The 18,496-nt window shown below is 67.6% G+C and carries 23 protein-coding genes; 11 read left to right on the forward strand and 12 right to left on the reverse strand.

The window, feature by feature from the left end:
* Positions 1–107: 107 nt before the first annotated feature.
* The gene (locus tag ABD830_RS47290) at positions 108–926 is read right to left on the reverse strand and encodes an MBL fold metallo-hydrolase (protein WP_345002049.1); all 819 of its coding nucleotides are present in this window, start codon (positions 924–926) and stop codon (positions 108–110) included.
* A 94-nt stretch (positions 927–1,020) separates the two neighbouring features.
* Between ABD830_RS47290 and ABD830_RS47295 the strand changes: the two genes are divergently transcribed.
* Together ABD830_RS47295 and ABD830_RS47300 are read left to right on the forward strand one after the other, a co-directional pair.
* The gene (locus ABD830_RS47295; RefSeq protein WP_345002051.1) at positions 1,021–1,629 is read left to right on the forward strand and encodes a helix-turn-helix domain-containing protein; all 609 of its coding nucleotides are present in this window, start codon (positions 1,021–1,023) and stop codon (positions 1,627–1,629) included.
* 619 nt (positions 1,630–2,248) lie between these two features.
* Positions 2,249–3,172, forward strand: coding sequence for a zinc-binding dehydrogenase (locus ABD830_RS47300; protein WP_345002053.1), 924 nt, complete (start codon positions 2,249–2,251; stop codon positions 3,170–3,172).
* A 77-nt stretch (positions 3,173–3,249) separates the two neighbouring features.
* Here the strand turns inward: ABD830_RS47300 and ABD830_RS47305 are convergent, their stop codons facing one another.
* On the reverse strand, positions 3,250–3,660 hold the full coding sequence (locus ABD830_RS47305) for an RNA polymerase sigma factor (RefSeq protein ID WP_345002055.1): 411 nt from the start codon (positions 3,658–3,660) through the stop codon (positions 3,250–3,252).
* Between the two features lie 363 nt (positions 3,661–4,023).
* On the opposite strand from ABD830_RS47305, the gene ABD830_RS47310 reads away from it, so the two are divergent.
* Positions 4,024–5,403, forward strand: a complete 1,380-nt coding sequence (locus tag ABD830_RS47310) for an ankyrin repeat domain-containing protein (protein ID WP_345002057.1) — start codon at positions 4,024–4,026, stop codon at positions 5,401–5,403.
* 327 nt (positions 5,404–5,730) lie between these two features.
* Here the strand turns inward: ABD830_RS47310 and ABD830_RS47315 are convergent, their stop codons facing one another.
* Entirely contained in the window at positions 5,731–6,285 is a 555-nt protein-coding gene (locus tag ABD830_RS47315; RefSeq protein WP_345002059.1) for an EF-hand domain-containing protein, read from the reverse strand.
* A 358-nt stretch (positions 6,286–6,643) separates the two neighbouring features.
* Between ABD830_RS47315 and ABD830_RS47320 the strand changes: the two genes are divergently transcribed.
* The gene (locus tag ABD830_RS47320) at positions 6,644–7,117 is read left to right on the forward strand and encodes an NUDIX hydrolase (RefSeq protein ID WP_345002061.1); all 474 of its coding nucleotides are present in this window, start codon (positions 6,644–6,646) and stop codon (positions 7,115–7,117) included.
* Between the two features lie 70 nt (positions 7,118–7,187).
* On the opposite strand, the gene ABD830_RS47325 is transcribed toward ABD830_RS47320, so the two are convergent.
* Together ABD830_RS47325 and ABD830_RS47330 are read right to left on the reverse strand one after the other, a co-directional pair.
* Positions 7,188–7,346, reverse strand: coding sequence for a hypothetical protein (locus ABD830_RS47325; RefSeq protein ID WP_345002063.1), 159 nt, complete (start codon positions 7,344–7,346; stop codon positions 7,188–7,190).
* A 17-nt stretch (positions 7,347–7,363) separates the two neighbouring features.
* Positions 7,364–7,936, reverse strand: a complete 573-nt coding sequence (locus ABD830_RS47330; RefSeq protein WP_345002065.1) for a dihydrofolate reductase family protein — start codon at positions 7,934–7,936, stop codon at positions 7,364–7,366.
* Between the two features lie 72 nt (positions 7,937–8,008).
* Here ABD830_RS47330 and ABD830_RS47335 point away from each other — a divergent pair, with 72 nt between their 5' ends.
* From ABD830_RS47335 to ABD830_RS47345, 3 genes are all read left to right on the forward strand, one after another.
* Positions 8,009–8,587, forward strand: a complete 579-nt coding sequence (locus tag ABD830_RS47335) for a TetR/AcrR family transcriptional regulator (protein WP_345002067.1) — start codon at positions 8,009–8,011, stop codon at positions 8,585–8,587.
* A 59-nt stretch (positions 8,588–8,646) separates the two neighbouring features.
* Positions 8,647–9,084 carry a DNA-binding protein gene (locus tag ABD830_RS47340; RefSeq protein ID WP_345002069.1) on the forward strand — a complete coding sequence of 146 codons (438 nt, stop codon included), beginning with the start codon at positions 8,647–8,649 and terminating at the stop codon, positions 9,082–9,084.
* A 161-nt stretch (positions 9,085–9,245) separates the two neighbouring features.
* Positions 9,246–9,638 (forward strand): hypothetical protein, encoded by a 393-nt coding sequence (locus ABD830_RS47345; RefSeq protein ID WP_345002071.1) that lies wholly within the window; start codon positions 9,246–9,248, stop codon positions 9,636–9,638.
* Between the two features lie 70 nt (positions 9,639–9,708).
* Here ABD830_RS47345 and ABD830_RS47350 read toward each other — a convergent pair whose 3' ends face one another.
* Together ABD830_RS47350 and ABD830_RS47355 are read right to left on the reverse strand one after the other, a co-directional pair.
* The gene (locus ABD830_RS47350) at positions 9,709–10,365 is read right to left on the reverse strand and encodes a hypothetical protein (RefSeq protein WP_345002073.1); all 657 of its coding nucleotides are present in this window, start codon (positions 10,363–10,365) and stop codon (positions 9,709–9,711) included.
* Between the two features lie 81 nt (positions 10,366–10,446).
* The gene (locus tag ABD830_RS47355; protein ID WP_345002075.1) at positions 10,447–10,902 is read right to left on the reverse strand and encodes a MarR family winged helix-turn-helix transcriptional regulator; all 456 of its coding nucleotides are present in this window, start codon (positions 10,900–10,902) and stop codon (positions 10,447–10,449) included.
* 119 nt (positions 10,903–11,021) lie between these two features.
* On the opposite strand from ABD830_RS47355, the gene ABD830_RS47360 reads away from it, so the two are divergent.
* The gene (locus ABD830_RS47360) at positions 11,022–11,885 is read left to right on the forward strand and encodes an NAD(P)H-binding protein (RefSeq protein WP_345002077.1); all 864 of its coding nucleotides are present in this window, start codon (positions 11,022–11,024) and stop codon (positions 11,883–11,885) included.
* A gap of 31 nt (positions 11,886–11,916) precedes the next feature.
* Here ABD830_RS47360 and ABD830_RS47365 read toward each other — a convergent pair whose 3' ends face one another.
* From ABD830_RS47365 to ABD830_RS47375, 3 genes are all read right to left on the reverse strand, one after another.
* A complete protein-coding gene (locus tag ABD830_RS47365; protein ID WP_345002079.1) occupies positions 11,917–12,792 on the reverse strand; it encodes a CE1 family esterase in 876 nt (291 codons plus the stop codon).
* A 147-nt stretch (positions 12,793–12,939) separates the two neighbouring features.
* Positions 12,940–13,587, reverse strand: a complete 648-nt coding sequence (locus tag ABD830_RS47370) for an RraA family protein (protein ID WP_345002081.1) — start codon at positions 13,585–13,587, stop codon at positions 12,940–12,942.
* Positions 13,588–13,618: 31 nt separating this feature from the next.
* Positions 13,619–14,221: a CGNR zinc finger domain-containing protein gene (locus ABD830_RS47375; RefSeq protein ID WP_345002083.1), complete on the reverse strand. Its 603-nt coding sequence runs from the start codon at positions 14,219–14,221 to the stop codon at positions 13,619–13,621.
* Positions 14,222–14,302: 81 nt separating this feature from the next.
* On the opposite strand from ABD830_RS47375, the gene ABD830_RS47380 reads away from it, so the two are divergent.
* Entirely contained in the window at positions 14,303–15,052 is a 750-nt protein-coding gene (locus ABD830_RS47380) for a phosphodiesterase (protein WP_345002085.1), read from the forward strand.
* Positions 15,049–15,669: a LysE family translocator gene (locus tag ABD830_RS47385; protein WP_345002087.1), complete on the forward strand. Its 621-nt coding sequence runs from the start codon at positions 15,049–15,051 to the stop codon at positions 15,667–15,669. The genes ABD830_RS47380 and ABD830_RS47385 overlap by 4 nt, the downstream gene beginning before the upstream one ends.
* 48 nt (positions 15,670–15,717) lie before the next feature.
* On the opposite strand, the gene ABD830_RS47390 is transcribed toward ABD830_RS47385, so the two are convergent.
* Both ABD830_RS47390 and ABD830_RS47395 read right to left on the reverse strand, forming a co-directional pair.
* On the reverse strand, positions 15,718–16,641 hold the full coding sequence (locus ABD830_RS47390) for an RNA polymerase sigma-70 factor (RefSeq protein WP_345002089.1): 924 nt from the start codon (positions 16,639–16,641) through the stop codon (positions 15,718–15,720).
* Positions 16,638–17,576 (reverse strand): NAD-dependent epimerase/dehydratase family protein, encoded by a 939-nt coding sequence (locus tag ABD830_RS47395; RefSeq protein WP_345002091.1) that lies wholly within the window; start codon positions 17,574–17,576, stop codon positions 16,638–16,640. The genes ABD830_RS47390 and ABD830_RS47395 overlap by 4 nt, the downstream gene beginning before the upstream one ends.
* A 151-nt stretch (positions 17,577–17,727) precedes the next feature.
* Between ABD830_RS47395 and ABD830_RS47400 the strand changes: the two genes are divergently transcribed.
* On the forward strand, positions 17,728–18,471 hold the full coding sequence (locus ABD830_RS47400; RefSeq protein ID WP_345002093.1) for an SDR family NAD(P)-dependent oxidoreductase: 744 nt from the start codon (positions 17,728–17,730) through the stop codon (positions 18,469–18,471).
* Positions 18,472–18,496 lie beyond the last annotated feature (25 nt).

Below are 18,496 nucleotides of genomic sequence, written 5' to 3' on the forward strand. Positions count from 1 at the left end.
CGCGGCGGCCGTCCAGGTGGTCGAGTCCGTGGGCGCCCAGCCGGGCCGGACGAGCTTGCCCTCCCTTGTCCGCCATCGCGAGCGCGGTGCGGAGCCGACAGGCTCGATCAGCCGATCGGTGGTGCGAGGTATTCCAGCGCATAACCGTCGCCGGAAGGGGTTACACGGGCGATGCCGGGTGAGTCGAGGTGGGCGCCGGCTACGAAGTGGTGTGGTCGGGTCAGTTGTCGGAGAAGGGCCGCTCGCGCGGCGCGGGCCTGGGACTGGTTGCCGTCGAGCTCCCAGGACACGTTCGGCTGATCGAATTGGAGCGTGGGAACGTGAACGGTGTCGCCCCAGACGAGAAGGTGGCCGGTGCCGCTCCTGACGTCGTAGACGGTGTGACCGGGTGTGTGGCCCGGTGTCGGGATCGCGGTGGTCCAGTCGTTGATCGCGACCTTCTCCGACACGGGCACGACCCGGTCGCGGATCGGTTCGAGCCGCCCCGTGAACACCGAGGTGTCGCCCGCGCCGATCCACACGCGCTCGAGTTTGGTGAACGCCTCTGAACCGTCCGGCGCGATCAGGCCGCTCGCGTGGTCTTCGTGCTTGTGGGTGATGGCCACATCGGTGACATGCGCGCGGTCGATTCCCGCTTCGTCGAGCGCGTCGTAGATCAATCCCATGGTGGGGTCGTGCCAGGCGTTGGACGCGCCGGTGTCGATGAGAACCGACCGCGTGCCGTCGGTGACGAAGAAGGCGTTGACCGACAGCCGCAAGTTGTCGCCGGCCAGCGGGACGGCGGCCGGCAGCTCATCGAACGTGCGCCCGTCCTCGTCGCGGAGCCGTGTCGGCGGCATGTCGATGTACCCGTCTCGCAACGAGATCACCTGCAGATCGCCGAACTCGAACGTGGCATGGTGCCGGCCACTCGAGATCAAACGCATGGAACCTCCGTCATGTCTCCTATAGAAGATCTTATCTTCTTTAGGAGAAACACTACACTGTGGGCGGCGAGGTATCCATCGATCGAGGAGCACAGTGGTCGAGCAAGACGGAGACGCGGCCGAACCACAGCACGGTGACGACCTGGCTGGCGCGTTCGGCGGTAACGTGCGGCGACGCCGCGAAGAGGCGGGCCTGACGCTGGAGCAACTGTCCACACAGTCGTCGGTCAGCCGGGCGATGCTGTCCAAGGTCGAACGCGGTGAGAAGAGCCCGACGATCGGCGTCGCGTCCAGAATCGCCCACGCGCTCGACGCGTCACTCTCGGACCTGATCGGTGCGCCGGCTGCTGCCGCGTCTGGTGTGGCCATTGTCATGCGCAAGAACGATCGCCCCGTTTTCCGTGACCCGGAAACCGGCTTCGAGCGGCACATGGTGTCAGCGGCCCCGGGCGCGGGAGGAGCCGAGATGGTCGTCCACTACCTCCCCGCGCAGGTCTCTACCGGGCTGCTGCCCGCGTATCCGCCGGGTACGGAGAAACAACTCGTGGTGCTCGAAGGCACCCTCACTGTCGCGATCGGCGGGATCAGCGAGACTCTGAACACAGGCGACTCCCTGTTCTTTCAGGCCGACGCGGACCACGGCTTCGCCAACCGAACGAACGCTCCCTGCGAATACATCATGGTCATCTCGCGCAGAACCTGATCGTCCGCAGCTTGCGGGCCTGGACAAAGCCGGCAAGGGCATCGCCACTCCCCAGCACTCGGCTGACCTGCGGCTCAGCGCTTATCGAGAGGCCTCGTCGGAATATGGCCACAACCTCTTGTCAGCCCTGGCCTCGTCGGCTGAGCTCGAGTTTCCTTGGCCTGTCGCCGTACGGGCCGGGATGTGTAGCAGTTCTTGGGGGGACCGGGTGTCGAACCGAACTGACTGCAGGGAGAGGAGCAGCCGGGGGAGGCTGGCAGCTGGTGGTCCACGTTGACGGACGATCTGCTGTTCCACATCAACGTCGGCGATTGCGGGATCGGCTACGCCTTCGTATCGCCGGGCGGCGATGAGGGCCGCTTCCTGCGGCAATACCCCCTGAGGCCGGGAAGCGATCCTCTCAATCCTTCGTTTCACCCAGGTCGGAATCACTTGTGAATAGCCCATGGTGAGCTGCGGATGTGCGTTCCTGGCCGACCTCATCGGCACCGTGTACCCCCCAGCAGGCATCGACGTGTCGCCGGCCTCCAGAGAAAAGTAGTAGATAAGCAGATAGTCTTTTACAAAACAATCTGCTACTGTCCTAACTCGTCGCGGCCTTCACCGACAGGAGATGTCAATGTCCACGCGCGCCCTCATCGTCGACCCGTCCACCCCTACCAGCATCGGCTTCGGGGAGATCGCCACTCCCGTCGCCGGGCCTGGACAACTGCTCGTTGAAGTGCGGCATGTCTCGCTCAACTATGCGGACCTCAACAATGCGCTCTCCGGACGCGTTCCGGTCGGGGCGCCGCTGGGCCTCGACGCGGCCGGGGTCGTCCTGCAGGGAGCGGCGGACGGCTCCGGCCCCGCTGTCGGAACGCGTGTCGTCCTCTTCGCCTACGGTGCGTTCGCGGAGCGGGTGGCCGTCGATGTGTCGGCGGTAGCCGAAGTTCCGGCCGGTGTAGGACTGGCCGAGGCGGCCGCATTGCCGACGGCGGGTCTGGCCGCGCTCCGCTCGCTGCGGAGCGCCGGGATCGCACCCGGCAAGCGCGTGCTGGTGACCGGCGCCTCGGGTGGCGTGGGACGATACGCCGTGCGACTCGCCGCCCACGCCGGAGCGCATGTCATCGCCTCTGTCGGCTCCCCCACGCGCGGCGCCGGCCTCGCCGACGTGGGCGCCGATGAAGTGGTCGTCGGCCTGGACGACCTCAAAGAAGCCGTCGACATCGTCGTGGAGACGGTCGGCGGACCCCATCTGGTCACCGCCTGGGAGCTCCTTGCTCCCGGCGGCAGCCTCCAGTCCGTCGGGTGGACCTCGGGCGAGCCGGCTGTCTTCCCGCCCTATGCGACCGTCGGCCCGCCCAAGACGCTCACGTCGTATGTCAACGAGTTCGCAGCCGCCGACGACCTGGCCGAACTGGTACGACTCGTCGCTGAAGGCACCCTTGTTCCCGAGATCAGCTGGCGCGGCTCCTGGGAACGCTTCGCCGAGGCAGCCGACGCGCTGCGCGGCCGGCGCGTGGCAGGCAAGGCGGTCTTCGACGTCAAGCCTCACGCGTGAGCACACGTCGACGCTCGCTCCGTGGTGTCGCGCTCAGCGAGCGGGAAACGATCACCCGGTACGCGGGAAGCGATCTCCTAGCAGGGGCCTTTCGTCCTGGTCAAACGCAATCCGGCGCCTACAACGCCGGCATTGCGGCGCGTACCCGCCTGGCCCGCTGCTACCAACGACGAGCGAAGGTCGTGGAAGCCGTCGGCAGCAGACGGGGCGGATTTGGCCAGTGCCCGGTAGCGCCGGAGCTCGACACGCCGGTGCCTGCCGATGAGGTGGGTGGCGATGCCGTACAGCCAGGCTCTGATGCCGCCTTTGGCGGCGTCGAAACTGCCGCGCCGGCGGAATGCGATGAGGAAGGTCTCGGCGGCGAGGTCCTCGGCGATGTCGATGTCGAGGCGACGGCCGATGTAGCGGCGTATCTCCTCATAGTGCGCATCGAAGACGGTGGCGAACCGCTCGGGATCGGCGATCGCTCCGTCCAGGGACATGGTCATGCAAGTCTCTCTTGCCAGGAAACATGGACAACAGTGATTGCCCGTTCCGGGCAGCCCCTTCCGTCAAATCGGCGATCTTCTCGCGGGGTGACTCAGATGCGGTGATTCGGCGGCACCCGACGATTCCCGCTCCGGATCGGCCACCTGACAGCTGTCCGGAATCTGCGAGGCGCCGCACCTTGACCCATCAGGAGACTCCTCGACGCTTTCTAACGGTTGCCTCCGCGCAGAGCCGATCACTATCCTGAAAGGAGCGTGCGAGGGCGCTGCCAGTCCGCGGGCAGGGATTTTCCCACCTCGAGCAGCACGTCAACGCACCGGACAAGATCAACCTCTTTCCGGCCGGGCAAGCGGACCTCGGCGATGGAGGGGGTTGCGATGTCCGATCGTCATTTCGAGCTGCCGGCCCATCCGAATCTGGAGTACTACCGCAAGCAGGCCAAGCACCTGCATCACGCTTACGCGGCGGGCGGTGCGACAGCCGGAGCCCGGGTCGCCGACGTGCTGGGCGAGCGGGCCGCCGAGCGGTTCTTGCTCAGCGACGCACAGTTCGTGCTTGCTCAGGAACACGGATTCCGGACCTGGGCAGAGTTTCGCGCCCACGTCGAAAGCCGCAGCGCCACCGAGGACCGGCCGGTCTCCCGCCTCTTGGGGATCAGTTCGGGCATCTACGCCTCGATGGCCGACACTCTCCTCGTCGAGTTGCGCCGCGACGATCCCGGCGCGCTGCAACGGTTGCGGGCCTACGTGCCTCGGCACGCCACCGCGACCTCCGCCACGACCGCCGATCTTCGCGACGCGCGGCTGATCATCGCGCGGGAGCTCGGCTTCCCGACCTGGCAGGAGCTCGTGTCGTTCAGCGAGAAATCCCGGCGCGATCTCGACGACCGTCGGGAGAAGCGGCGGCGGCTGCACCGCGAGGCCGAAGCCCTGCTGGCCGGCGACACTCATCGGCTGGCCGATCTGACCGCCGAGCAGGCCGACACCCTGCTGCACATGCTCGCGGGCCCCGAGATGATCCCCGGTGTCCGGCTCGAGAGGGAGCTCGGCGTACCACGCGCCGCAGTCGATGTACTGCTCGGCAAGGCCGGCAACCTGGATCTCCCGCTCGCCTGGGCTGCTCGCTGCAACCGGGTCGAGTACGTGCGTCTGCTGCTGGACGCCGGCGCCGATCCTGGCATCCGGAAATGGGGCATCACCCCGCTGGAGAACGCCATCTACCACGACAACACGGAGGTCGTCGACCTGCTCGCCGAGCACGCAATCGTCCCGCAGGCGCTCTGGACGTACGCCGCCTGCGGCCGGCTGGATCTCGTGCAGTCCTGTTTCGACGCGGACGGCAGCCTCCGGCCGGACGCCGCGTCGACGCGCCCCAACCTCGCCGACACCGGCGCAGGCTTTCCCTCCCGGTTGCCGCCGACCGATGATCCGGAGGAGATCGTGGGAGAAGCGTTCGTCCATGCCTGCCAGCACGGCCGGATCGAGGTCGTGCGCTGGTTCCTGGACCGCGGCGTCCATCCCGACGTCGCGCCCTACCTCGGACGGACCGGCCTGCATTGGGCAATTCCGGGCGGTCGTCTCCACGTGATCCGCCTGCTCCTGGAACGCGGGGCCGACCCATCCATCCGCGACGATCTCCTCCAAATCGACGCCGACGGCTGGCTGCACATAGCCTTCGCGGCCCGCCCGCACGATCCCGTGGCTCAGCAGCTCCATGATCTGATCGAGTCTCGATCGCGCTGAGTTGCTGCCGCGGGTCCGGGCTGCACACCGTGCAGATCATCCGCTTTCGCCTCGTCTTCGAGTCCACGAGGGACCCCGCCCCCGACATTCAGGTTCGTCGGGGGCTCGGGTCGTGGGCGTAGCCCGTCCATCTGCGTGTCTATGGGACATCATCCTTGGCCCCAGACAGACAACGAGCAGCCGAAAGCCTCCTGAGAGCCGACAGGAACCGCATGATCACGACGCTTCATCAGGTTGTGACACAGGCACTCGTCTGCGGGCCGATGCCGGACTGCGGCGCGATGCGCGGCAGTCCGGCTTCATCCCCGCAGTCACATGGGGCAACGCTCAGTGGGCGCTGGTCGCGCCCAGCATCCAGGTGCCGGGCTGGCTGACGTCCGCGCTGGAGAGCAAGGCATTCGCGCCGGCCAAGAACTCCTCGCGGGAGATCGCGCCATCCTTGTCGGTGTCCAGGTGGTCGAAGGCGACTCGCGCGGTGTCGGCCTGCATGTCCGCCGCGCCGTACATGCGCGCGAACTCCTCCCAGCTGATGCGGCTGTCACCGTCGCTGTCGGCAGCATCGAACACGGTGTGACATACCGCGTCGACGGTTTGGAGATAACGCGGGTCGGTGGTGGTGCCCGAACGGATCGCCGCGACGAACTCCGCCTGACTCACCTTCCCATCGCCATCGCGGTCGGCGCCGTCGCGGATCTGCTCCCACCAGGCGGCGTAGGCCCGCTGAAGAGCGGTGTGGTGCGGGGATCGCGGCTCGAGCGCGAAGGCAGCGCACATCTGGTCGGCTTTCGCGGTGAAGTCGGCTGCGGTGATGTGGCCATCGCCATCGGTGTCGAGTACGGCGAACGCGCCACTGAGGTTGGCCTCGATCAATTCCTGGGACATGCGTACTCCTCCGCGAGCTACGGGCAAGGAGGCTCGCTCACGAAGCGGGACCGTGCTCCCGCGTCGATCGAGTCACCGACACCGCATAGCTACTAAGGGTTGTCGATTGACTCCAAAGCGTATTAGTCACTTGTTATTGCTGGACTATCCGCCGGCGATACAGCCGCATGCCCCTGCCCGCCCTGCAAGGTCGACCTTAGGGTGTTCACGAGTACGGCTCATCTGGAGTGGAGGCGCTGTGGCGCGAGGGCACAGAAATGCCGACATCGCCGCCTGGGCCTGGAGCAGCGGTCAGATGCGCTGACTGCAATTTTGGGAGCCACCGCCTTGCGGTGACCACGCCAGATGGGAGCAAGCGATGCAGACCCGACGAGGTGCCCGGATTGTGCTGCTGGACCAGGACGATCGGATTCTGATGATCCGGCACAGGTACGACGGCGTCATCGTCGTTCCCGGGTCTCCGGTCCGGGAGTTCTTCTGGGTGCCCCCAGGCGGAGGATTGAAGGAGGACGAGGACTTCCTTCAGGCCGCTCGTAGGGAGCTGCTGGAGGAGACCGGACTGACGGAGGTCGAGTGGGGGCCGTGCCTGTGGACCCTCGATGCGGACGTCCGGTGGGGCGGCGAACCCCTGCACATGCACGAGCGGTACTTCCTGGCGCGGGCGCACGGCACACAGACCATCACCCGCGCCTACCTGGAGCCGGGCGAACAGGAAGGAATCATTGACCACCGATGGTGGTCCTTGGCTGAGCTTGTCGCAGCCGAGACCACAGAGACTCTGCGGCCTGTGGGACTTCCGGAGCTGTTGGCCGATGTGCTGGCCGCAGGGTGACGTCCGTCAGGTGAGCCGCTATCTCGGCCGGCTGAGGCACCCTCAAGGCGGTGATGCCGTACCGGCCCGCTTAATACCCGCTGCGGCGAGGGGCGGCGGTCGGGCGGCGGGAGAGGTTGGTCCGGACGGTGGGCTTGAGGTCGCGCGCCGGGTGTTCGTGCCGGTGTGACGATCGGGACCGGTGGTCGGTGCCGGCCTGGTTGATCGAGGCTGGGAGTTTGATATGCATGCTTTCTCCTTGCGGTTCTAGGCCCTGGTGAGCCAGGTGACCTGGGCGCCATTGTCGAAGGACTCGCGCCGGGTGGGGGTGAACAGGGTGGGGCGGAACTGTCCGGAGAACATGGGGATGCCCGTACCCGCCACCACGGGGTAGCTCTTGAGGATGATCTCGTCGATCTCCGGGAGCAGGGAGGCGACGAGCTTGCCGCCGCCGCAGAGGTAGATGTCCATGCCGGTGTCCTCGACCTTCAGCCGCCGGATGAGCTCGATCGGGTCGCCTGTCTCCACCTGCACCGTCGCGTCGTCGATCGTCAGCGTGCTGGAGACGACGTACTGGCGCAGGTGGGAGTACGGGCTGGTGGTGGGGACGTCCAGGGCCGGCTCGTAGGTGCCGCGGCCCATCACCAGCGTGTCGAAGACCTTGTTGGGCACGCCCTCGAGGCCGACGAGCTTGCGGATGTGGGTGGGGAGCGTCTCGGGGTAGCGGGTGTTGATCCAGGCGGCCATCTGGTCCGACACGGGATAGAAGTCGAACTCGGCGTTGGGGCCTGCGATGTAGCCGTCAAGTGAGACGCCGATGTAGTTGACAAGCTTCCGCATACCAATCAACTCCTGATGTAGTACTCTGTTTGGAGTGGTTTGAACGTAGTACTACAACTGGAGTGGTGTCAAGTGCGGAAGAATCCCGAGCGGCGGCAGGCGCTGATCGACGCGGCCATTGAGGTGCTGGCCAGGGAGGGAGCGCGGGGGCTGACCTTCCGGGCCGTCGATGCCGAGGCGGCCGTGCCCACGGGCACGGCCTCCAACTACTTCGCCAACCGCGACGACCTGTTCACCCAGGTCGGCGGGCGCATCTATGAGCGGTTGCTGCCCGACGAGGCCGCGATCGCCCGCAGTCGGGAGGGCGTGCAGGACGAAACCCGCTATGCCGAGCTCATGCACGAACTGGTGGATCGGGTCTCCGCCTTCAACTCCGGCTACCTGGCCCTGCTCGAGCTCCGGCTGGAGTCCACGCGGCGCCCTGAGCTGCGCGCCGTGCTGACCAAGCGCATCCGCGAGGACATCGACGCCAACATCGGCTACCACGCCACTTCAGGTCTGCCTGGCGACTCGACCTCGGTGGTGCTCCTCTACCTCGCGCTGAACTGGCTCATCGTGGAGCGGCTGACCCTGCCCGACATCTTCACGGAGCAAGAGATCCACGAGCTGGTGGACGCCATCGTGCGAAGGTCGCTGAATGGATCTTCTTAAACAATCTGTTTAAAACGGGAAGTTGACATCGAATCGAGTGCTGCGGCATCGTGAGCCACATGTCTGCGAATGTCGATCAAAGCCCCGATCCCTTCACTCCTCCGCATCCGGAGCAGGCGCGCGCGCAACGCGTGCACGCGTCCCTGTTCCGGATCGCCGAGCGGCACGGGGCCACCGATGAGCAGCGCGGCCGGCAGGTCCACGCGTCCACCATCGGCCCGCACGAAGCCGTCAGGCTCGTGGCGTTCCTGCTCAGCGGAGCCGCACAGCTGGATGACGATGAGCCGGAGGTCGATCACGCCGACATCACCGCGGCGTTGAGCCTCCTTCCGCTGGTGCGCGGGGAGCTGGACGCGCTGGAGGCCGGCCTGCTGCAGATGGCGCGGGGCCGCGGCATGACCTGGCAGGAGATCGCGTTCGGGCTCGGGCTCGGCACCGCACAAGCTGCCAGGCAACGCCACGAACGCCTCGCGGACCGTGTCGAAGGTCTGGAGTAGCACGGGCCTCCACCACCGTCATCCGTGCTCGCCGAAGCTCGGCGTCGGTTGCGTGAAGCTGTTGTCCGCCGGTCAGCGAGCGGAGCAGGCGTCGAGTCAGCAGCGCGCTCGCTGCGCAAGGCCTTGGCGAGGATGAACGGCATCATGCGCTTGTTTCATCAATGAAACTTCTGGAGTCATACGTCGTGATTTCCGACCTGATCTTCCGCCCGATCACCGGACCAGAGGAGATGAACCTCTTCAACGCACTGCCGGGCCCCTACAACGACAGCCTCGCGGAAGATCTCCGGAACGGACGCTGCAGAGCTGAGTGGATGTGGATGGCCCTGCGGGACGGCCGGCCGGTGGCGCGGGTCGGCTGGTGGTCTCGCAGCGGCACCAGGCCGGAAGTCCTGGAAACCCTCGACATCGACGACACCTGCGACGACCCGCTTCGGATCGATGTCGGCGAATGTCTTCTGCGCACCGCCCTGGCCGAGCTCTTCCCGGAGGGCACCCGAAGCCACATGGAGGTCAAGATCGTTAACCCGGACCATGTGTTCGTCGAAGCCTGAGATCGTTGACGCCATCGGCTCAGACTGTCATGTGCAACCGTCAGTTCTCCACCTCTCACCGCCGGTTCCGCTACGGTCGGTCATCAATCCAGGGAAAGCCGTCAGGGTCGGCAGTGGAGCGGGCATGAACCATCGCGTCGTCGTGCCCACGTACGTCACTGAGGAAGGGGAATTCCTCGGGAATCACCCGGATCTTGGCCACTGGCTTGGCCGACGCCAGTTTGGCCACCTGGCGCTGACGGACTCCTCGTATCGGAGGTTGATGCTCGAACCCCTCGGCGGACAGAAAATAGACCATTCCTTCCTGCCATGGGTCGAGGCCGAGTGCGGGCCGGCTGATGGAAAAGTAGTAGTAGGTCTCGCCTGCTAAGTCGCTGCATGAGTTGACCATCGACAGCGGATTATCGCGGTTGAGTATCGCGTAGAACATCGGCCAGATGCCGTCCGACGCGGCATAGACGGCTGTGCGATTGCCGAAGGCGTCACTGTCGTAGGATCGGCGTGGATCGAAGCGCTCGATCGAGGGATTGTTCGAGCCGTGGAGAACGTATCCGGCTTGCTCGGCGACGTAACAAAGAAACTGCCACTTCGGCGCGGCCAAGGTATAGGAAATCGGCTTGTCAGGCCCTTCGGCAACCGCGTCGGCGAGTAATGAGGAGAAGTCGGCCAGGGCCTTGTCGTCCGGGCTGAAGGGCGGCCGGGGCAGCCAATAGGAAGGGAGATTCACGACCTCAACCTATATACCGTGCTGCCCATATGAGTCCTTCAACCATCAGCTGTCGGAGTCGGAGAGCGGCAAGGCGAAGCCCTAGCTCGTGGGGGTGTCACCGTGCTCGATCGGGGCGCTCAACAGGTCGCTCGCCGACCGGTAGACCTTCGCCAGGGCGGTCATCAGGTGGCGGCGCTCGGTCTCGGTGAGATTTTCGGTGACCTTGTCCTCGATCAAGCGTCGTTCGGTCTCGATCGGCTCCTGCAGCGCGCGTCCTGCGTCGGTCAGCCACAGCCGGACCAGGCGGTTGTCCCGGTCGTCGCGGCGACGGGTGATCAGCCCGGCTTCGGCCATCCTCCCGGCCATTTTCACCACGGCGGGCGTCGTCACGTTCACCGCGGCGGCGATCTCTCCCGGTGTGCTGCCATCGCGTTCCCACAGCACCGCGAGCAGGTGGTTCTGTCCGAGGTGCAGGCCATGACGTTGCATGGCAGCCTCGGCCGCGGCCCGCAACGCCTTCGACGTCTTGCTGTGCAGGTCGAGGAACTCGGGCACCTGACAGCCTCCGATGCTCTGGGGGATCGGCCGATGGGGCCGCCGTTGACATGGAGATCGTTAACCGGTTAGCGTTTCGCCTCGAAAGTCGTTAACCCGTAAACGATCTGGGGCTTCCCATGCTACTCATCACCGGTGCCACCGGAAACGTCGGCCGCGAACTCGTCCACACACTCGACGCGATGGGCGTCGCATTCCGGATCTTGGTCCGTGACCCGGCTCGCACCGCCGACCTGCCCGAACGCGCTGAACGCGGGCTCGGCAACCTGGACAAGGCTGAAACGCTCACACCCGCATTCGACGGCGTGGACAAGCTGTTCCTGCTCACACCGGGGATCGGGCTCGACCACACGGCCCACGCTCTGACCGCCGCCAAGGCCGCAGGCGTGCAGCACATCGTGCACCTGTCCTCGTTCAACGTCCTCGGCGACCCGATGCCCGCCATGGGGCGCTGGCACCATGAACGGGAGGAACTCATCCGCGCCACGGGCATTACCGCCACGTTCCTACGACCCGGCGGCTTCATGACCAATGCCTTCGACTGGCTGCCCACCATCCGCGACGGGGGCTTCGTCCTCGACCCGGTCGGGCCTGGCCGGTACGCGCCGATCGATCCCGCGGACATCGCCGCCGTCGCCGCCCTCGCCCTCACCGAGGACGGTCACCAGGGCGAGGAGTACGTCATCACCGGAGAAGAACTGCTCACCATCGCCGAGCAGGTCCGGATCCTCGCCGCCGCGGCCGGCCGGGACATCGAGGTACGTACGGTGGCCACACCAGCAGAGGCCGTCCGCTCCCGCTTCCCCAACGGAGCGCCTCCCGCGCTCGCTGACGCCATCATCGAGGGATTCACCCTCATGCGCGCAGACACCGTCGGGTTCCGTACGGACACCGTGCATCGACTGCTGGGGCGCAGACCGAAGACCTTCGCCGACTGGTGTGCTCGCAACGCCCATGCATTCCGGCTTCCCGCCACGGCCTGACTGGTAGGAACATTTCCCTGCACCAGATGGGTCAGAGGCGGCGAGTGGTGGCGGGCAGGAGGAGCGGGGAGGCGAAGCGGCAGATCTCTTCGGCCGCGTCGAACTCCTGGGTGGTCGGTTCGGACCACTCGGGACTGACGGGCGCTCCAGGCCAGGCGTGGCCACCGCCGAGGACCGTCCAGGCCGCCACCTGGGTGCCGCCGACGCCGCCGACCATGGTCATACGGGTGGAGGACGCGGTGTCGTGGGTCTTTGCGGAGCCGGGCGGGCACCGGTCGATCGCCGTCCAGTGCTCTGCGGTCTCCTGGAGAGACAGCGTACGGCCGCGTAGTTCACCGTTCGGGCCCCGCCGCCGGGAGCTGCCGCCCTCGATGGGCGCGAGCCGGTCGGCCGTGCCGTGGATCAGCAACGCCGAGACGGCATAAGCCGGCCGCAGGTCACGCAGCGCGGCGGGCAGCGTGCCCGCGACGGCCGCCAGCACGGCCACCTGGTCACCGGCCGTCAGGGCCAGCCGGTGGGCCATGAAGGCGCCATTGGAAGCGCCCGCCACCACGGTCCGATCCGGCGCGGTGCCGTACCGGTCGGCTGCGTGGTCGATCAGCGCCCGCAGGAACGCGACGTCATCCACCCCCGCCTCCTCCGCGCTGGTGACGCCCCGGCCGTCGGCCCAGCAGCCGCCGTGGCCATCGGGATAGGCGATCATCCAGCCCAGGGCCTCCGCCTGTTTGTCGAAGGTGGTCCACTCACGCATCATCCAGCCGCCGGCCTCCGGGTGGTTGCCGTGCAGCACCAGTACGAGAGGCTGCGGACCGTCACCCGAGGCAACGCGCGGCAGCCGGATCGTGAAGCCGCGCACCCGCCCCCCGATCGTCAGCTCGCCGGTAATCGCGGCACCGTCGTTCGTCATACTCCGACCCTGCCACCTCCTGCCCACGCATGTGTCACCGAAGAGCCCGACAGCAGCGCTCGACGGCACATCGCTGCCTGGTCGATGTTCCACCACCGCCGCGACGTGCATATTTCGCGACGGACGACGGAGAATCGCATCAAATCGTCAAGCGCCTGGTTCCGGGCCGGTCGAGTCTTCGAAGCCCTGGTCGGCAAGGATCTTGTCGATGCGAGCGCGATGCGCCTCCTCCCAGGCGTCGAGAGACTCGCCGGCCTCCTTGGCCAGCTTCGCCCTGGCCGCGGCGAGCACCTCGTCCCGGCGCGCCCTCGGCGTGACCACGATGCCCTCCTCGTCGGCCACCACGATGTCGCCGGCATTCACCCGCACGCCGCCACACCGCACCTGAACGTTGAGCGGCTCGACGGCCGACTTGGTCCCGGGGATGGGAATGATGCCTCTGGCGAAGACAGGAAAGCGCATCTGGCGCACTTCGCCCAGGTCACGGATCACCCCGTCGGTGACGATGGCGGCGACTCCGCGACGTTGCGCGACGGCGCACACGTTCCCTCCGGCGAGCGCGAAGTCGACGTCGCCCGATTGGACGACGATGATCGAACCAGGCTCCGCACGATGAATGGCGGCGTGCAGCATGAGGTTGTCCCCGGCCGGGCACCGGACGGTGAACGCCGGCCCGGCCACGCGCGGAATGTCGGACCACAGCGGGCGAACGCCGTAGTCCATGACCTGCTCGCGGCCGAGGATGTCGGCGAGCGTGGTGGAGGGTACGTTCCCGAACTCAGTGAAGTCGCTCATCTCTTCTTCCTGGCTTCTCGACGTGGAGCCGTCATCGTTCAGTCGTGGCGTTGTGGCGCTGGTAGTGGCGTGCAGCCCGGGCGCGGTTGCCGCATGACGGTTTGCACCACTCCTGCCGCCCGTGGCTCTTGACGAAGTAGCGTACGCAGCGCGGTGCGTTGCAGGCCCGCAACTGCTCACGCTGCGGACCGCTCAGGAAGTCGATGGCGGCCCGCGCCAGGGCTGCGATCAGCCGGATGCTCGCGTCGCGTTCGTCCGACAACACTCCCGTACGGGGTGTCCCGCCCGCGGGCCAGTCAAGTTGCGGAACGATGGCTTCACGGGCGGCCGCCGCGTTGAGGTGCGCCAATGCCTGCTCCACAGGCATCAGCCGGTGGGCGTCGGCCCGGCTCGGCGGGGCGGGGCTGACCGCCTGCGCGAACAGCGCCCGTACGGCCCGGCGCAGCTCGACGATCTCGCTCCTCAGCCTCTCGTCCATCGAGACCCCTGCGACGTCGACGTGGGTGCCCAGCAGGTCGGCCTGCTGGTGGATCCAGCGGGCCATGCCCTGCGTCGTTGCCAGATCGTCGGCGACACCGCCGTCGCCGTCGTGGCGAATCGTGCTCGCCAGTTCCAGGGCGGGCCAGCGCTCCACTTGAACCTCGTCCTCTCCGTGCCCTATGGTCCCTAACGCTAAATCTCATTTAACCATTAGACGCTGGTGGAGGATCACACCATGACGTTGCTGCTGGCCCAGATCAGCGACCTGCACCTCGATGGCACCGCCCGGGCGACCCGGCGCGCCACCCAGGTCATGGACTACCTGCGGGCCCTGCCCCGCCCGGTCGACGTCCTGCTCGTCACCGGGGACATCGCCGATCACGGAGAGGAGGCCGAGTACGAGCAGGCCGCCCAGATCCTGGCCGCCCCCTTCCCTGTGCTCACCTGCCCCGGCAATCACGACGTCCGCCCCGCGTACCGCAAGGCACTGCTGCGGCAGCCACCCGGCCCCGGCCCCGTCAACCAGGTGCACCACATCGCCGGCACCGCCATCCTCATGTGCGACGCCACCATCCCCGGCCACGACGAGGGCCGCCTCGACGCCGAAACCCTCGACTGGATGCGCGCCACTCTCGACGGGCTCGCCCCGGACACGCCCGCGCTGATCGCCTTCCACCAACCGCCCGTCGAACTCCACCACCCGTTGCCCGACTCCGGGCGGCTGGAGTCGCCCGGCGACCTGGCCGCGCTGCTCGACGCTCACCCGCAGGTCGTCGCCGTACTCACCGGTCACGCTCACACCGCGGCCGCGTCCACCTTCGCCGGCCGCCCCTTGATCGTCGCACCGGCCGTCACGTGGACCCTGCGCCTGCCGTGGGAGGGCGACCAGCCCGCCGACCGCGAACAGCCGCCCGGCCTCGCCTTCCACATCCTGGACGACGACCGCCGCCTGACCACCCACTACCGCGTCGTGCTCCAGGCATGATCCACCCGTACGCGGTCGCCGCATTTCTGCTGGCGGTCCTGCCCGTCATCGCCACCCCGGGCGCCAGTCTGACCCTGCTGATCCAGCACGTCACAGCCGGCGGCCGCCGCCAGGCGCTACCGGTCATCCTCGGCACGGTCAGCGGTCTGTACGCCCACGCGGCCCTGGCCATCGCCGGCCTGTCGGCGCTGGTCATGCGCTCCAGCCAGGCCTTCACCGCCGTCAAACTCATCGGCGCGGCCTACCTCATCGGCCTGGGCCTGTGGACCTGGCGCTCCACCACCCTCCTCCCTCCTCCCATGCCGGCGGAGCGGCCGAAGCAGACCGGTTCCGTCTACGCCCAAGCCCTGCTCGCGAACGTGCTCAACCCGAAGGCGGCCTCCATCTACCTGACCCTGGTACCGCAGTTCATCGTGCCCGGCCGTCCCTTCGGCGGACAGATCCTCACCCTGGCCACCGCCCATGCCCTGCTGATGGCGGTGTGGCTGCTGACCTGGACGGTGCTGATTCACCAGGGCGCGCACATCGTGCACAAGGCCCGCTTCAAGCGAGTGGTGGGCAAGGTGACGGCGGTGGTGCTCGTCGTCCTCGGCGTCCGGGCCGCCGCCACGACGTAGGCGACGTCGCGATCGGCGGCATCGGCGCAACCCCCGTGCTGTGCCTGGCTATCGCGTGGGTCGGCGTGCCTGCCTTACTTCGCGGTCGATCGCCCAGGCGTCCGCCACCGGGCCCACGTGCCCGAGCTTGTCGGGGTTGATCACCGCGCGGATCGTCTGGATCTGCCCGTCGAGTACGTCGAGCGTCAGGGTGTGGAGCACCTTGCCGTCCCGGTCGCGGAAGATCGCGCCCGGCTGGCCATTGACCTCGTGCGACTCGCCAGTCACACCGATCAGGGCCATCCGAGGGAAGACGGAGGCGAGCAGGCGGGCCACGTTCTGGGCGCCGAGGACGGCCTTGGCCAGGCTCGGGGCCTTGCCGCCGCTGTCGCTGACCATCGAAACATCGGCAGCCAGCAGGGTCTGCAGACCGGCGACATCGCCTTCGCGGAGGGCGTCGAAGAACCGCGACGCCAGTTCTTCTCGCTCTTTGCGGTCCGCCTCGAAGCGGGGCCTGCCTGCGGCCATATGGCGCCGCGCCCGTACCACCAGCTGGCGGCACGCCGCCTCCGAGCGCCCCACGGCCGACGCGATCTCGGGGAAACCGAAGTCGAACACCTCCCGCAGCACGAAGACCGCCCGCTCGAGCGGGGACAGCCGCTCCAGCAGCACCAAGGCCGCCATCGACAACGAGTCGGCCAGCTCCGCCGACCGCTCCGGGTCCTGGTAAGGGTCGGCGAGCAGCGGCTCGGGGAGCCACGGCCCGACGTACTCCTCCCGCCGGACGCGGGCCGAGCGCAGCACGTCGATCGAGATCCGGGTCACCGTGGCCGACAGGAACGCCTTGGCCGACCTGGGCTCGGTCGGGGTGGCCTCGAAGCGCAGCCAGGTCTCCTGGACCGCGTCCTCGGCCTCGCTCACGCTGCCCAGGATCCGGTAGGCGATCGAGAACAGCAGCGACCGCAGCTCCTCGAACTGCTCGGCCCTGCTCACGCCAGCTCCTCCTTGAAACCCTGCCGCCACGACGGGTAGCGCAGCTGCCAGCCGAGCTCCCGCTTGGCCTTGGCGTTGGAGAAGCCGCGCCCCTCGGTCATCATCGTCACCGCCACCGGCCCGGCCAGCAGCCGGGCCAGCCAGGCAGGCAGTCGCTTCGGCCGTTTCGCTCCCGCGCACTCCGCCAGATACGGCAGCCATTCGCCGGCCGGGGCCGGTTCGTCGTCCACGATGTTGAACACCCCTCTGGCCCTCCGCTCCACCGCCAGGACCGTAGCACTCGCCGCGTCGTCCAGATGCACCCAGGAGGTGTAGCCGGTACCGTCCCCCACCAGTGGGAACTGCCGCTTGCGGATGAGCTCCACCTGGTCGTCGACGGCCCCCGGCCCGTACAGCGCGCCGTAGCGCAGGGCCGCACCGCCGGCCTCGACGACCACTTCCTCGACATGGCGGATCGCCGCCGCCCCTGCGCGCGCCGCCGTAGCCTCCTCCGGGTCCAGCGGGTCCTCCTCGGTCTTCACCCATCCGCCCTGCCGGATGCCGTTCCATGAGGCGTGGCTCTGTGCGACGACGTGGGAGACCCCGGCGGCCTCGGCGGCGGCCAGCAGATGGTCCGTGCCCTCCGTGCGCAGCCGGTTGGTCCGGGCGAACCACCGGTCGATGTGCCTCATGTCGGGCTTGCCCGCGTGCGCCATCGAAATCGCGGTCATCTGATGCACGATCGCGTCCGGCCGAGCCGTGGCCACCGCCTCACCGACCGACATCGCATCCAGTCCGTCCATCACCACCCCCTCCGCGCCCAAGTCCGCCAGCAACCCCAACTTGCCCGCGCTCGTCGTGGTGGCCGTTACCTGGTGACCTCGCGCCAGGAGCTGCGACACCAGCCGCTGCCCCAGAGTCCCGCTCCCGCCTGCCACGAACACCCGCATGATCATCAATCTCCTTGGCCGAGGATTGCCTGCACCCTCTGGACGAGACAGCAACCCCCGCCAGTGACATCTCCGAACGCCCGCGCCCGTCCGGCCCCCTGCTGTGAGAGCCGTCACACCGTGTCACAGCTCGGCGGGGTGTCTCGTCTTAGAGGGCATGACGAACTCGGAACAGACCTCGGTGCTGATCACCGGCGGCAACAAGGGACTCGGTTTTGAGACGGCCCGGCGGCTCGGGGAGCAGGGCTGGACGATCTTCCTCGGCTCGCGCGACGAAGAGCGAGGACGGGCGGCCGCCGCCAAGCTGGCCGACGGTGGCGCGAACGTGGTCATGGTCCCGCTGGACGTGACCTCGGACGAGTCGGTTGCGGATGCCGTACGGCTCGTCCGCAAGCACGCCGACCGGCTGGACGTCCTGATCAACAACGCCGGCGCGCCGGGGAGGGTCGTCACGCCTGCGGACGCGACGGCCGGCGAAGTTCATTCCGTCTACGACACCAACGTGTACGGGCCGGTCAGGGTCACGCACGCCTTCCTCCCCCTGCTGCAGGCGGCGGACAATCCGCGGGTGGTGATGGTGTCCAGCGGCGGCGGTTCGTTCGCGGTCGTGACCGACCCGGACCAGCCCGTCTCGAAAATGCACGAGCTCGCCTACAGCTCGTCGAAGGCGGCGCTGAACATGATCACCGTCCGGTACGCCCAGGCGCTCCCACAGATCAAATTCAACCTGGTCACTCCCGGAGAAGTCGCCAACCGCAAGTTCACCGCCACCGACATGAACCACCACACCGGCCAGCTGACGGTCACCGAGGGCACCGACCCGATCGTCAAACTCGCGATGCTCGACGCCGACGGGCCGACCGGGATCTTCATTGATCGTCTTGGCCCCGTCGACTGGTGACCGACGCGGCGGGGTCGGCGCTGTC

It is taken from the genome of Nonomuraea helvata, assembly GCF_039535785.1.
Classification (GTDB): Bacteria; Actinomycetota; Actinomycetes; order Streptosporangiales; family Streptosporangiaceae; genus Nonomuraea; species Nonomuraea helvata.